10 protein-coding genes are annotated in these 14,174 nt (G+C 68.0%); 5 read left to right on the top strand and 5 right to left on the bottom strand.

Annotation, left to right across the window (positions count from 1 at the left end):
- Positions 1-145: 145 nt before the first annotated feature.
- Together OG917_RS22700 and OG917_RS22695 are read left to right on the top strand one after the other, a co-directional pair.
- The gene (locus OG917_RS22700) at positions 146-2,284 is read left to right on the top strand and encodes a S9 family peptidase (protein WP_328319449.1); all 2,139 of its coding nucleotides are present in this window, start codon (positions 146-148) and stop codon (positions 2,282-2,284) included.
- A gap of 448 nt (positions 2,285-2,732) precedes the next feature.
- Positions 2,733-3,884, top strand: coding sequence for an ABC transporter ATP-binding protein (locus OG917_RS22695; RefSeq protein ID WP_328319448.1), 1,152 nt, complete (start codon positions 2,733-2,735; stop codon positions 3,882-3,884).
- A 6-nt stretch (positions 3,885-3,890) separates the two neighbouring features.
- Here OG917_RS22695 and OG917_RS22690 read toward each other — a convergent pair whose 3' ends face one another.
- From OG917_RS22690 to OG917_RS22670, 5 genes are all read right to left on the bottom strand, one after another.
- Positions 3,891-5,198 carry an ABC transporter ATP-binding protein gene (locus tag OG917_RS22690; RefSeq protein ID WP_328319447.1) on the bottom strand — a complete coding sequence of 436 codons (1,308 nt, stop codon included), beginning with the start codon at positions 5,196-5,198 and terminating at the stop codon, positions 3,891-3,893.
- Positions 5,188-6,165, bottom strand: coding sequence for an ABC transporter ATP-binding protein (locus tag OG917_RS22685; protein WP_328319446.1), 978 nt, complete (start codon positions 6,163-6,165; stop codon positions 5,188-5,190). The genes OG917_RS22690 and OG917_RS22685 overlap by 11 nt, the downstream gene beginning before the upstream one ends.
- Positions 6,166-6,177: 12 nt before the next feature.
- Positions 6,178-7,152: an ABC transporter permease gene (locus tag OG917_RS22680; RefSeq protein ID WP_328319445.1), complete on the bottom strand. Its 975-nt coding sequence runs from the start codon at positions 7,150-7,152 to the stop codon at positions 6,178-6,180.
- Positions 7,145-8,068, bottom strand: a complete 924-nt coding sequence (locus OG917_RS22675; RefSeq protein WP_328319444.1) for an ABC transporter permease — start codon at positions 8,066-8,068, stop codon at positions 7,145-7,147. Before OG917_RS22675 ends, OG917_RS22680 begins: the two co-directional genes overlap by 8 nt.
- A 76-nt stretch (positions 8,069-8,144) precedes the next feature.
- The gene (locus tag OG917_RS22670; RefSeq protein WP_328319443.1) at positions 8,145-9,776 is read right to left on the bottom strand and encodes a peptide ABC transporter substrate-binding protein; all 1,632 of its coding nucleotides are present in this window, start codon (positions 9,774-9,776) and stop codon (positions 8,145-8,147) included.
- A 368-nt stretch (positions 9,777-10,144) separates the two neighbouring features.
- Between OG917_RS22670 and OG917_RS22665 the strand changes: the two genes are divergently transcribed.
- From OG917_RS22665 to OG917_RS22655, 3 genes are all read left to right on the top strand, one after another.
- Positions 10,145-11,179, top strand: a complete 1,035-nt coding sequence (locus OG917_RS22665; protein ID WP_328319442.1) for an ABC transporter permease — start codon at positions 10,145-10,147, stop codon at positions 11,177-11,179.
- A gap of 81 nt (positions 11,180-11,260) precedes the next feature.
- Entirely contained in the window at positions 11,261-13,030 is a 1,770-nt protein-coding gene (locus OG917_RS22660; protein ID WP_328319441.1) for an ABC transporter substrate-binding protein, read from the top strand.
- A gap of 108 nt (positions 13,031-13,138) precedes the next feature.
- On the top strand, positions 13,139-14,119 hold the full coding sequence (locus tag OG917_RS22655; protein ID WP_328319440.1) for an ABC transporter permease: 981 nt from the start codon (positions 13,139-13,141) through the stop codon (positions 14,117-14,119).
- Positions 14,120-14,174 lie beyond the last annotated feature (55 nt).

Below are 14,174 nucleotides of genomic sequence, written 5' to 3'. Positions count from 1 at the left end.
GCGCTACGGATCATAACTATCCGGGGCCGTGCATGATCGATGCACGGCAGCACGAGGGGCGCATGGACGTACGCCCCCGGCAGAACCGGTCGGCACATGCCCGCCGTCGGGGAGGGTCCGGCGGGCCTCCTCTAGGTTCAGTCGCATGACATCGAACGAACACTCCTTTCCGCGCCGGTTCGCCAGAACCCAGCGCTTCACCCTCGGCGCCCCGCGCGCCTTCACGGTGTCGCCCGACGGCGACCGGGTCGCCTACCTGCGCTCCCCCACCGGCACGGACCGGGCGAACCGGCTCTGGGTGCTCGACCTCGGCCAGGGCGCACAGGAGCGCGTCGCCGCGGATCCCGGTGTGCTGCTCGGCGGGGCCGATGAGCAGCTCTCGGCCGGCGAGCGCGCCCGCCGCGAGCGGAGCAGGGAGGGCTCGGCCGGCATCGTCGGATACGCGGTGGACGGCGCGGCCGAGCTGGCCGTATTCGCCCTGTCCGGACGGCTGTTCACGGCCGGGCTGCGGACCCCGGGGACCCGGGAGATCCGGGTCCCCGGGCCCGTCATCGACCCCAGGCCGTCCCCCGACGGCAGCCGCATCGCCTATGTGACCGGGGGCGCGCTGCGCGTCGTGGGGGCGGACGGGGAGGGCGACAGGGCGCTCGCCGAGCCGGAGGACGCGCACGTCACGTACGGACTCGCCGAGTTCGTCGCTGCCGAGGAGATGGGGCGCTCGCGCGGTTTCTGGTGGTCACCCGACTCCCGGACCCTGCTGGTGGCGCGGGCCGACGACAGCGCCGTACAGCGCTGGTGGATCGCCGATCCCGCCCGCCCGGAGCAGGAGCCCGCACAGGTCGGGTACCCGGCGGCCGGTACGCCCAACGCCGACGTCGGACTCTTCCTCCACGCCCTCGACGGCACGCGCACCGAAGTGCTCTGGGACCGGGCCCGCCACCCGTATCTGGCGGCCGTGCACTGGTCGTCCGACGGCGCACCGCTGCTGCTCGTCCAGGCCCGCGACCAGCGCAGCCAGCGGTATCTGGGGGTCGACACGGAGTCCGGTACGACCAGGACCGTCCACGTCGACGAGGATCCGGTGTGGCTCGATCTCTTCCCCGGGGTGCCTGCCTGGGCCCCAGCGGGAGGGCTGGTCAGGATCGCCGACGAGGGGGGCGCACGGGTACTCGCGGTCGGCGACCGGCTGCTCACAGGACCGGAGTTGCACGTACGGGCGGTGCTGGACATCTCGGTTGACGACGTGCTGGTCTCCGCGTCGGCGGGCGAGGCCGCAGCCGCCCCCGAGACCGGCGAGATCCATGTCTACCGGGTCAATGAGCTGGGGGTCGAGCGCCTGTCGGAGGGGCCCGGCGTCCACTCGGCGGTGCGCTCGGGCGGCGTCACTGTGCTGCTGTCGGCCCGTACCGAGCAGCCGGGCACGGAGGTCCGGGTGCTCCGGGGCGGCAAGGAGGTGGCCACCGTCACCTCCTGCGCGGAGAAGCCGGGCCTCACCCCCCGCGTGCAGTTCGCTGAGGGGGGCGCACGAAAAATTCCGTGCGCCGTCCTGCTCCCCGGTGGCTACCGCGAATCGGACGGGGCGCTCCCCGTACTCCTCGACCCGTACGGCGGCCCGCACGGCCAGCGGGTGGTCGCCGCGCACAACGCGCACCTCACGTCACAGTGGTTCGCGGACCAGGGCTTCGCTGTGGTCGTCGCGGACGGCCGCGGGACCCCGGGCCGCTCGCCCGCGTGGGAGAAGGCCATCAAGGACGACTTCACCCTCACACTGGACGACCAGGTCGACGCCCTGCACGGCCTGGCGGCCCAGGGCTTCCCGCTGGACCTCGACCGGGTCGCCATCCGCGGCTGGTCGTACGGCGGTTATCTGGCCGCGCTCGCGGTGCTGCGCCGCCCCGATGTGTTCCACGCGGGTGTCGCCGGCGCCCCCGTCGCCGACTGGCGGCTGTACGACACGCACTACACCGAGCGCTATCTCGGCGATCCGGCAGAGCGTCCCGGGGTGTACGCGGCGAGCGCGCTCGTCACCGACGACGGTCTCTCGGCGCCGGAGGACCCGGCAAGGCCGCTGATGGTCATCCACGGCCTGGCGGACGACAACGTGGTCGCGGCCCACACCCTGCGGCTCTCGTCGGCCCTGCTCGCAGCGGGGCGCCCGCACGAGGTACTGCCGCTCTCCGGGGTGACCCACATGACGCCGCAGGAACAGGTGGCGGAGAACCTGCTCCTGCTCCAGGTGGACTTCATCAAGCGGTCCCTGGCCGCGCCGCGGCAGACCGGCTGAGGTCCGGGGCCGCACCGGACGGTGCGGACACGACCGGCCGGGGTGACATGTCACCCCGGCCGGTCCACGGCACCCGCACGGTCCGCACGCTCTCCAGACTGACGGTTCCGCATATCGGTGGTACGACAGCGGGGTTGCCACCGTGTTAAGGAATTCGATGGGGTTTTTTCGGGCTTTGTCGCCCGGACCCGCGGGACGTCAAGCACGTGCGCACGTCGGTCTGCACAACCTTCGCCCAAGAAGCGCGGGCGCCGCGTCCCTTCCGCCGCCAGGCACTTGACGCGCGTCGGCGCACCGGGCCACGCTCCGCTCAGCCGCGCTGGGCCCGCACACGGCGGGCAGAGTGATGACGAACCCATCTCACGCCGCCGGAAGGGGAGTTGACGGAAGGATCCACGGCGGGCCGACCGGTCGGGGCCAGGACACCACACCTAGGAAGCGATACGACATGGCGCACGAGGTCACCATTCCCGCTCCCCGCGACAAGGCACCCCGTCAGGGTGAGGTACTGCTCTCCGCCGAGGGGCTGACGAAGCACTTCCCCATCATGGGCGGGTTCCCCTTCAAGCGCAGGATCGGCGCCGTCCAGGCCGTCGACGGCGTGGACCTCTCGCTGCACGTGGGCGAGAGCTTCGGCCTGGTGGGCGAGTCCGGCTGCGGCAAGTCCACCACCGGACGGCTGCTGACCAGGCTGCTCGAACCGTCGGGCGGCCGGCTCGTCTACCGCGGCCAGGACATCACCCACGCGGGCCGCCGTCAGCTGGCGCCGATCCGCCCCGAGATCCAGATGATCTTCCAGGACCCGTACTCGTCACTCAACCCCCGCCAGACCGTCGGCAAGATCATCAGCGGCCCGATGGAGATCAACGGGATCCGCCCCAACGGCGGGCGGGAGCACCGCGTCCGCGAGCTCCTGGAGATCGTGGGGCTCAACCCGGAGCACTACAACCGCTTCCCGCACGAGTTCTCCGGCGGCCAGCGCCAGCGCATCGGCGTCGCCCGCGCCCTCGCCCTGGAACCGAAACTCATCGTGGCCGACGAGCCGGTCTCCGCCCTCGACGTCTCCATCCAGGCCCAGGTCGTCAACCTCCTCCAGGAACTCCAGCGCGAACTGGACATCGCGTTCCTCTTCATCGCCCACGACCTGGCAGTCGTCCGGCACTTCTCGCACCGCGTCGCCGTCATGTACCTCGGCAAGATCGTCGAGGTGGGCGACCGGGACTCCATCTACCAGCTGCCGCGCCACCCCTACACGCACGCCCTGCTCTCGGCGGTCCCGGAGGCGGCGCTGGTCAGCGACGAGGAGCGGGCGGCCCACGAACGCATCCGGCTCGCGGGCGACGTACCGTCCCCGATCTCACCGCCCTCGGGCTGCCGCTTCCGTACCCGCTGCTGGAAGGCGCAGGACAAGTGCGCGGCCGAGGAGCCCCCGCTGGTACGGGCCGGCGGCAGCCGGGAGGGCCACCTGACGGCCTGCCACTTCCCCGAGGACCCGACGACCGAACGCCAGGCCGAGATCATCCTCGACCCGGCGCTGCGGGAACTGGAGTCGGGCCAGGACGGGCAGGCCGGGCCCGGGGCGCAGGACGGCGGCGCCTAGGCCCGCTCAGGCCGTGTCCTTACCGGTGGGCCCGGCGGGCGTCGCTCCGGTGGACGGGCCTGCGGGCGTCGCACCGGAGGGACCGGGCGTACCGCCGGAAGGGCCCGGTGTCCCGGACGGACCCGCGGGGCCCCCCGAAGGTCCCGCCGGGGGCTCCGCAGGGCCGTCGGGGCCGCCCGCGCTGTCCGGCACGACCTGCTTCTCCTCGGCGAAGTGGCAGGCCGAGTCGTGGTGCGCCGCCCCGTCCGAGGTCCGGAACACCGCGGGTACCGCCAGTGCGGGAACCTCCTGCGCGCACCGCTCCTGCGCCTTCCAGCAGCGGGTGCGGAAACGGCAGCCGGAGGGCGGGTTGGCGGGCGACGGCACATCCCCGGCCAGGATGATCCGCTCGCGCCGGTCCCGCGCCTCGGGGTCGGGGACCGGCACGGCGGACAGCAGCGCCTGGGTGTACGGGTGGGTGGGGTGCTCGTAGATCTCGGCGTCCGAGCCGACCTCGACGATGCGCCCCAGGTACATCACGCCGACGCGGTTGGAGATGTGCCGGACGATCGACAGGTCATGGGCGATGAAGACGTACGCCAGGTCGAACTCCTTCTGGAGCCGCCCCAGCAGGTTGATGACCTGCGCCTGCACGGACACGTCGAGTGCGGAGACCGGCTCGTCCGCCACGATGATCTCGGGGTTGAGTGCGAGGCCGCGCGCGATGCCGATGCGCTGGCGCTGGCCACCGGAGAACTGGTGCGGATAGCGGTTGATGTACTCGGGGTTGAGCCCCACGACGTCCAGCAGGTCCTGGACCTTCCGCCGCCGGTTGCCCTTGGGCGCGACTTCGGGGTGGATCTCGTAGGGCTCCCCGATGATGTCGCCGACCGTCATCCGGGGGTTGAGCGAGGTGTAGGGGTCCTGGAAGACCATCTGGATGTTGCGGCGTACGGCCTTGAGCGCGCGCCCGGACATCCTGGTGATGTCCTCTCCCTTGTACCGGATCGAACCGGACGTGGGGGCCTCCAGGTTGACCAGCATCCTGGCCACCGTGGACTTGCCGCAGCCGGACTCGCCCACGATGCCGAGGGTCTCGCCCTGGCTGAGCGCGAAGGACACCCCGTCGACGGCCTTGACCGCGCCCACCTGCTTCTTGAACAGGATCCCCTGGGTGAGCGGGTAGTGCTTGACCAGGTCGCGGACTTCGAGGATGGGCTCCTTGTCGTGGAAGGCCATCTCCGCGTGCGACTTCTCCATCAGGTCGCGTTCGGCCTCGGCCTTCTCCCGTACCTGGTCACGTGCCGCGTCGCGCCGCGAGTGGTCAGCGTGCATTGAGCGTCTCCTTCCAGAAGTGGCAGGCGCTCCGGCGCTCCGGGGTCACTTCGTACAGGGGCGGTACGTCGGTGCGGCACACCTCCTGGGCCAGCGGGCAGCGGGGGTTGAAGGCGCAGCCGGGCGGGATGTGCAGCAGGTTCGGGGGCAGGCCCTTGATCGCGTAGAGCTCCTGCCCCTTCTGGTCGAGGCGCGGGATCGACTCCAGGAGGCCCTTGGTGTAGGGGTGGGCCGGGGCCTTGTAGATCGGGTGGACCGGCGACGTCTCGACGATCCGGCCCGCGTACATCACCGCGATCTTGTCCGCGACGTCCGCCACCACCCCCAGGTCGTGGGTGATCAGGATCAGCCCCATGTTGAACTCCCGCTGGAGTTCGGCGAGCAGGTCCATCACCTGGGCCTGGACGGTCACGTCGAGGGCGGTGGTCGGCTCGTCGGCGATGATCAGGTCCGGCTCCAGGGCCAGCGCCATGGCGATCATGATGCGCTGGCGCATACCGCCGGAGAACTGGTGCGGATACTGGCCGACCCGCTCCTTGGCCGCCGGGATCCGCACCGTGTCCATCAGCTCGATGGCCTTGGCCTTGGCGTCCTTGCGGGACATGCCCTTGTGGACGGTGAACATCTCGCCGAGCTGCGCCCCCACGCTGAGCACCGGGTTGAGCGAGGAGAGGGCGTCCTGGAAGATCATCGCCATCTTGGCGCCCCTGATCTTCCGCCGCTCCTCCTCCTTGAGCTTCAGCAGGTCCTGCCCCTGGAAGAGGATCTCGCCGCCCGCGATCCGGCCGGGCGGCACATCGAGGATGCCCATGATGGCCTGGGCGGTCACCGATTTACCGGACCCCGACTCACCGAGGACGGCGAGCGTCTCGCCGGAGTCCACCGTGTAGTCGACACCGTTCACCGCCTTCGCGACCCCGTCGCGGGTGTGGAACTCCACGTGCAGATCGCGTACTTCGAGCAGCATGGTCCGGACTCCTCAGCGCAGCTTGGGGTCGAGGGCGTCGCGCACCGCGTCGCCGAGCATGATGAAGGCGAGCACCGTGATCGCCAGGGCAGCGGCCGGCCAGAGCAGCATGTGCGGGGCGTTGCGGATGTACGGGGATGCGGCGGAGATGTCGATGCCCCAGGAGACGGTGGGGGGCTTCAGGCCGACGCCCAGGAACGAGAGTGTCGCCTCCAGCGAGATGTACGTACCGAGCGCGATGGTCGCCACGACGATCACCGGGGCGACCGCGTTCGGCGCGATGTGGCGCAGCAGCATGCGGGAGTTGGAGGCGCCGAGGGCCCGCGCGGCCTGGACGTAGTCGTTCTGTTTGGCCGTGATGACGGAGCCGCGGGCGATCCGCGCGATCTGCGGCCAGCCGAGCAGCACCATGAAGCCGATCACCGGCCAGACGGTGCTGCTGGTGACCACGGAGAGCAGGACCAGACCGCCGAGGACGACCGGGATCCCGAAGAAGATGTCGGTGATCCTGGAGAGGATCGCGTCGCCCGCCCCGCCGAAGAAGCCGGCCAGGCCGCCCAGGATGCTCCCGATGAGGGCCACTCCGACGGTCGCGCACACACCGACCGTCACGGACTGCCGGGCGCCGTAGACCGTACGGGTGTAGACGTCGCAGCCCTGTCCGGTGAAGCCGAAGGGGTGTCCGGGCTGGGAGCCCTCCTGGGCCTTGTCCAGGTTGCAGGCCAGCGGGTTCTGGGTGGCGATGAGCTGGGGCCAGATCGAGATCACCACGAGGAAGATGATGATCAGGCCCGAGATGATGAAGATCGGGTTGCGGCGCAGGTCGCGCCAGGCGTCGGACCAGAGGCTGCGGGCCGGCTCATCGGGGCCGGGCCCGCCGGCGTCCTGCTGGTTCTCCAGCGACACGCCCTCGCCCATGGCCAGGTCGGTGGGTCCGCCGGCGCCGGCGGCGGAGATGGCTTCGTCGGAATTCTGCGGCTCAGGCATACCGGATCCTCGGGTCGAGAACGGCGTAGAGGAGGTCGACGATGAGGTTCGCCACCAGGAAGACGATGACGAGGACGGTGACGAAGCCGACGACGGTCTGGCTGTTCTGGCGGACGATGCCCTGGTAGAGCTGGTAGCCGACGCCGTGGATATTGAAGATCCGCTCGGTGACGATGGCACCGCCCATCAGGGCCCCGATGTCGGTCCCGATGAAGGTGACGACGGGGATCAGCGAGTTGCGCAGCAGATGCCGGACGATGATGCGGTGCCTGGGGAGTCCCTTGGCGGTGGCGGTCCGCACGTAGTCGGCGCGCCGGTTCTCCGCGATCGAGGTCCGGGTCAGCCGGGTGACGTACGCGAGCGACACGGATGCGAGCACCAGGCCCGGCAGGATCAGCTCGTCGAACGGGGCCTCGGGTGAGACGGCCGGTTCGATGAGCCCCCATTTCACCCCGAACAGCAGCTGGGCCAGCAGACCCGTGACGAAGGTCGGCACCGAGATGACGAGCAGGGTGAGCAGCAGGACCGTCGAGTCGACCGGATGTCCGCGCTTGAGGCCGGTGATCACTCCGAAGGCGATACCGATGATCACTTCGAAGATGATGGCGACGATGGTCAGCCTGATCGTGACGGGGAACGCGCTGCCCATCAGGTCGGTGACCTTCTCACCGTTGAACGCCGTACCGAAGTCTCCGGTGAAGACGTTGCCCATGTACGTCAGGTACTGCTGCCACACGGGCTTGTCGAGGCCGAACTCGGTGCGCAGCTGGGCGGCCGTCGCCGGGTCGCAGGCGCGGTCGCCGCAGAGTCCGGCGACCGGGTCGCCCATCACGTTCACCATCAGGAAGATCAACAGCGTCGCGCCGATGAAGACCGGGATCATCTGCAGCAGACGCCTGATCACATAACGTCCCATGAGGGGCTCCGGGGGTCGTCGTACGGGGAAGCCGTGCGGCCCGGCGCGCTCGCGCCGGGCCGTGCTCCCTCAGGCGTCAGTGGACCTTGATCTCGTTGTAGACCGGCACGCTGAACGGGTTCAGGGCGACGTTCGAGACGCGGTCCGAGTAACCGGCGCTGCCGTTCTGGTACCAGAGCGGAATGGCGCCCATGTTGTCCCTGAGCACCCCCTCGGCGTCCTGGAACTTCTTGACGGCGGTCGCCGTGTCGGTCTCCGCGTTGGCCTGGTTGATGAGCTTGTCGAAGGACTTGTTGGTCCAGTGGCCGTCGTTGGACGAGGCGTCGGTGTAGTACAGCGGCTGCAGGAAGTTCTGGATGAGCGGGTAGTCCATCTGCCACCCCGCCCGGAACGGGCCCGTCATCTTCTTCGCCGTGATCTGGTTCCTGAAGTCGGCGAACGTACCGATCGGGTTGCCGACACACGCCTTGTCGTTCCCGAGGGTGTTGTTGATGTTGTTGCAGATGGCGTCGATCCACTCCTTGTGCGAGCCGGTGTCCGCGTTGTACGAGATCTTCAGCTGGCCACCGGGAATGCCGCCGCCCTGCTGGATCAGCTTCTTCGCCTCGGCGGGCTTGTACTCGCAGGAGGCACCGCACAGCCCGGCCTTGTACCCGCCTGCGGCGCCGAGGACCGGGGAGGTCCAGTCGGTGGCCGGGGTCCTGGTGTTCTGGAAGATCGTCTTGGTGATCTGCGGCCGGTTGATCGCCATGGAAAGGCCGATCCGCACCTTCTTGGCACCCGCGGTGTTCCACTCGGGCCGGTAGAAGGGGAACGCGAGTGTCTGGATGATGCCGGCGGGGGTGTTGATGTAGCGCCCGCTCAGGTCGGACTTCACGTTCTTGAGCTGCGCGGCGGGGACGTCGTCGACCAGGTCGAGGTTGCCCGCGGTCAGGTCCGTGTAGGCGGTGTTGTTGTCCGTGTAGACCTTGAGGTCGACGCCGCCGTTCTGCGCCTTGTCGGGGCCCGGGTACTTGGCCCACTTGCGCAAGCTCATCTTCGAGCCCTTGGTGTACGACTGCACGGTGTACGGACCGTTACCGATCGGCTTGGAGAGCCACGCGGAGTGGTTCTTGTAGAACGCCGTGGGCAGCGGGGCGAAGGCCGGGTACCCCAGGGTGTCCGGGAACGTGGAGAACTTCTGGTTCAGCTTCACCGTGAAGGTGGTGTCGTCGACGACCTTCAGCCCGGAGAGCGTGGTGGCCTTGGCGCTGCCGGAGTCCGGGTGCGCCTTGTCGTAGCCGTCGATGTAGCCGAAGAAGTAGGCGTCCTTCTGGTTGTGCTTCAGGCTCGCGCCGTAGTTCCAGGCGTCGACGTACGACTTGGCGGTGATCTTCTCGCCGTTGCTGAACGTCCAGCCCTTCTTGATCGTGATCTTGAAGTTGACCGAGTCGCTGGTCTCGATCTTGGACGCCATCATGTTCTTCGCCTTGCCGGTCTTCGGGTCGTACTTCTTGAGACCCCGGAAGATCATGTCGAGGACCTTGCCGCCCTGGACCTCGTTGGTGTTCGCCGGCTCCAGCGGGTTCTGCGGATCACCCCAGGACGAGCTGAGTACTCCGTTCGCTCCGCCACTTCCGCCGCTGCTTCCTCCGCCGCCGCAGGCCGTCGCCGCGAGGGCGACGGCGACCGCGCATGCGGCCCACTTGGCGTGTGTGGCTCCGCGCATGGAGTGCCTCCTCTAGGTCCTAAATCATACTTAGGGCCCAATATCACTGGATAACACAACCAATGCACCTTCTCTGCGGCCGTCTGTGTCCATCCGTCACCAGAAACGCCCGGATGCCCCGCATAACGAAATGGACACACCTTTGACCGGACGCAGCTGTCCGAGACCGTACGATTTGCGGTTTTCATAAAATCTGCGTCTACCTAGAAGACATCTTTTCTTCTTCAAGACTTGGTCAAAAACCTAAAGACCAGGTGTGGAGTTGCTACGCGCATTGACCGCTGTCAACTCGATTGATTGGGTCCGTTCCAACCCCTTAGCTCCTCCTGCCCGGAGGATGCCGCTTTCCGTACGGGGACAGGAGTTCGATGACCACGCCATCCCCGGCCCCCCTCGTTCCGGTGGACACCACTTCCATCGACATCGTGGAGGAGTCCCGGCAGCCCGACAGCCCGAACAAGGGCGCCGACGCCCGGAGCCCGAGCCAGCTGGCTTGGCGGCGATTCAAGCGCGACAGGACAGGCGTCGTGTCCGCCTGCATCGTCGTGTTCTTCTTCGTGATAGCCATCGGCGCGCCGCTGATCGCGAAGCTGTACGGGAAGAACCCGTACGAGACGTACGGCCAGGACACCCCCGGGCTGCTCAACAGCTTCGCCTATCCGATCAAGCCCAACGGCGGCATCAGCAGCGACTTCTGGTTCGGCCTTGAGCCGCAGCTTGGCCGGGACGTCTTCACGTTCCTCCTCTACGGCATCCGGACCTCACTGCTGATCGCGTCCGCGATCACGATCCTTCTGACCGTGGTGGGTGTGGTCATCGGTGTGACAGCCGGTTACCTGGGCGGCAAGACGGACTACTTCATCGGCCGGCTCATCGACATCCTCCTGTCGTTCCCGTCGACGCTGTTCTTCATCGCCTTCATGCCGGTGGTCTACGGGCTCTTCGTCGGCCCGGACGACGACATCCCGACCTCGCTGCGGGCGATCTCGCTGATCCTCGTCCTCGCGGGCTTCGGCTGGGCCTCACTGGCCCGCCTGCTCCGCGGACAGGTGCTGGCACTGCGTGAGCGGGAGTTCGTCGAAGCAGCCAAGGTGACCGGCGCATCCCCTGCCCGGATCATCTTCAAGGAACTGCTTCCGAACCTCTGGACGCCGATCCTCATCCAGTCCACGCTTGCGCTGCCCGCCATGGTGACGGCCGAGGCCGGTCTCGCCTTCCTCGGTGTCGGCATGATCGACCCCACGCCGGACTGGGGCGTCATGATCGCGCGTGGTTCGTCGTTCTACACGGACGACATCACGTTCATGCTCTTCCCCGGCATCTCCATGGTCATCTTCGTGCTCGCCTTCAATCTGCTCGGCGACTCGGTACGCGACGCGCTCGACCCCAAGTCGAAGCGCTGACACCACCGCTCCAGCAGCCCGGCCGCTGTGGTCCGGCCTGTCGCACCTGCCTCGTCCACCGATCCCAAGGACCGATACGCCATGTCTTTCTCCCGTAGAAACTTCCTGATCGCCACCGGAGTTGCGGCCGCGAGCTCCACCGTTCTCAGCGCGTGCAGCAGCGGCGGCGGTGGCGGTGACACCGGCAGTGGCGGCAAGGACGCCCCGAACGTCAGCAAGGGCAAGGCCGACACGATCGAGGTCGGCACCAAGGCGGACTCCACCGGCCCCGCCCCCGAGGTCCCCGGCGCGGCCAAGGGCGGCACGATCTGGACGATGGACCAGCTCGACTGCGACCACCTGGACCCGGCACAGATCTGGTCGAGCTACGAGGGCTGGATCACCCCGCTCTTCATGCGTGGCCTGGTGGGCTACAAGGTCGCCGACAACGGCAAGACCACCCTCGTGGGCGACCTCGCCACCGACGCCGGCACGATGAAGGACGGCGGCAAGACCTGGTCCTTCACGCTGAAGGACGGCGGAAAGTGGGAGGACGGCTCCGACGTCACGATCGACGACGTCAAGCACACCTTCGAGCGCCTCTTCGCCAGCTTCATCACCTACGGCCCGCGCTACCCCCAGCAGTGGCTGGTGGGCGGCAAGGGCTACAAGGGCCCCTACGGTGGCAAGCACCTGGACTCCATCGAGACCAGCGGCAAGACCGTCACCTTCCACCTCAGCGAAGCCCGCACCGACTTCAACTTCACGCTCGGTATGCGCGCCTTCTCCCTGGTGCCGAAGAAGCACGACACCAAGGAGGACTACGACAAGAAGCCGTTCTCCTGTGGTCCGTACAAGATCGACAGCCGCCAGCCCGGCAAGTCGATGACGATCTCGCGCAACGCCCACTGGGACCCCAAGACGGACCCGATCCGCAACGCGTACCCGGACAAGTGGCAGCTTCAGTTCGGCTTCCAGCTGCTCGCGTCGACGGACCGCTACATAGCCGACCAGGGCAACGACCAGCACACCGTGTCGATGTTCAACGAGATCGCCCCCGAGCGCATCCAGAAGGTCCTCGGCGACGCCCAGCTCAAGAAGCGCGTCCTGACGCACCTCGACACGGCGACGTACTACTACGCCATCAACACGACGCGGATCACGGACGTCAAGGTCCGCCAGGCGCTCAACTACGCGTGGCCGTCGCAGCAGTGCCAGCTGATCCGCGGTGGCGTCTCGAACTCCGAGATCGCGACCACGATCATCAGCCCGCTCACCCCGGGTCACACGGACTTCGACCTCTACGGCAAGCGGAAGAAGCCGAGCGGCGACCCGGTCAAGGCCAAGGCCCTCCTGAAGGAGGCCGGCAAGGTCGGCCAGAAGGTCGTCATCGCCTTCCAGCAGTCCGACAACGCCGTGAAGCAGGCTGTCGCGATCAAGAACGCCCTCACCAAGGCGGGCTTCACCCCGGTGACCAAGCAGGTCGACAAGACGACCTTCTACACCCAGATCGCCCAGATCGACAACACCTATGACATGTTCGCTGCCGGCTGGTCCGCCGACTGGCCGGGCGGCTACACCGCGCTCCAGCCGACCTTCGACGGCCGCGTGATCGCCAACGGCGCGTCGAACTGGCCGCAGCTGAACAACGCCAGCGTCAACAAGGCCATCGACGCGGCGGCCCTGATCGCGGACCCGGACAAGGCCAACGCCGCCTGGGGTGCGATCGACCGTCAGATCATGGAACTGGCCGCCGTCGTCCCGGACTACTGGCCGATCCGCAACTGGCTGCACGGCTCCAAGGTCGGCGGGCTCGTCTACGACGCCGGCGCGACCGGTATCGCGATCTGCAAGCTCTACACCACGGCGTAGCACGTCGTCCGGGGGAGGGCGGCCCGACCGGCCGCCCTCCCCCGACCCCGGCCCTCCCCCGCTCCCTACACCTCGGCGACGGCGCCCCACCCGGAAAGTCACGACCCCATGCTTCGATTTCTTCTCCGCCGCGTGACCGGCGCTATCGTCATCCTGCTGATCATCAGCGCCATCACCTTCTACCTCTTCTACGCGATCCCCCGTGACCCGGCACGCCTGGCCTGCGGCAAGACCTGCACGCCCGAGCTGCTCAAGCAGATCCGGCTGAACCTCGGCATAGCCGACCCGATGCCGGTGCAGTTCTGGCACTGGCTGGTCGGCATCTTCGCTGGCCGTGACTACGGCAACTACGGCCACTGCCCGGCCCCCTGCCTCGGTTACTCCTTCACCAACCGCCAGCCCGTCCTCGGCACGATCCTTGACCGGATGCCGCTGACGATCTCGCTGGCGCTCGGTTCGGCCTTCTTCTTCCTGGTCATCGGCATCGGCGCGGGCATGATCGCCGCCGTCAAGCAGGGCAAGGCGCTCGACAAGATCGCCAGCTCCGTATCGCTGCTGGGCTCCTCACTGCAGATCTACTTCGTCGGCTACATCGCGATGTTCATCCTGGTCCAGCAGATGGGGCTGCTCGACCAGCCGTCGTACACACCGCTGACCGAGAACCCGGTCAAGTGGGCGTCCGGACTGCTGCTGCCGTGGCTGGTGCTCTCCATCATCTTCACGGCGAACTACACCCGTATGACCCGCTCGCAGCTGGTCGAACAGCTCACCGAGGACTACGTCCGCACGGCGCGCGCCAAGGGGCTCTCCCGGGCCTCGGTCTTCTTCCGCTTCGCCTGGCGCGGGGCCATGGGGCCGATCGTCACCATCTTCGGTATCGACCTGGGCACGCTGATCGGCGGCGCGATCATCACCGAGCAGGTCTTCAGCATTCAGGGGATCGGCCGGCTCGCGCTGCAGTCCGTCGACACGAGCGATCTGCCCATGCTCCTGGGCGTCACCATCGTGGCAGCCGCGGCGATCGTCTTCTTCAACATCTTCGTGGACGCCATCTACGGCCTCATCGACCCGCGGATCCGTCTCGCCTGACCCGCTCCCTCCCTCTCCCGCCCCACCCCCGATCCCCGCAACACTTCCTGGAGCG

Origin of the sequence: Streptomyces sp. NBC_00388 (assembly GCF_036061255.1) — a bacterium.
GTDB lineage: Bacteria > Actinomycetota > Actinomycetes > Streptomycetales > Streptomycetaceae > Streptomyces.
This window is presented reverse-complemented; position numbering and strand designations above follow the sequence as displayed.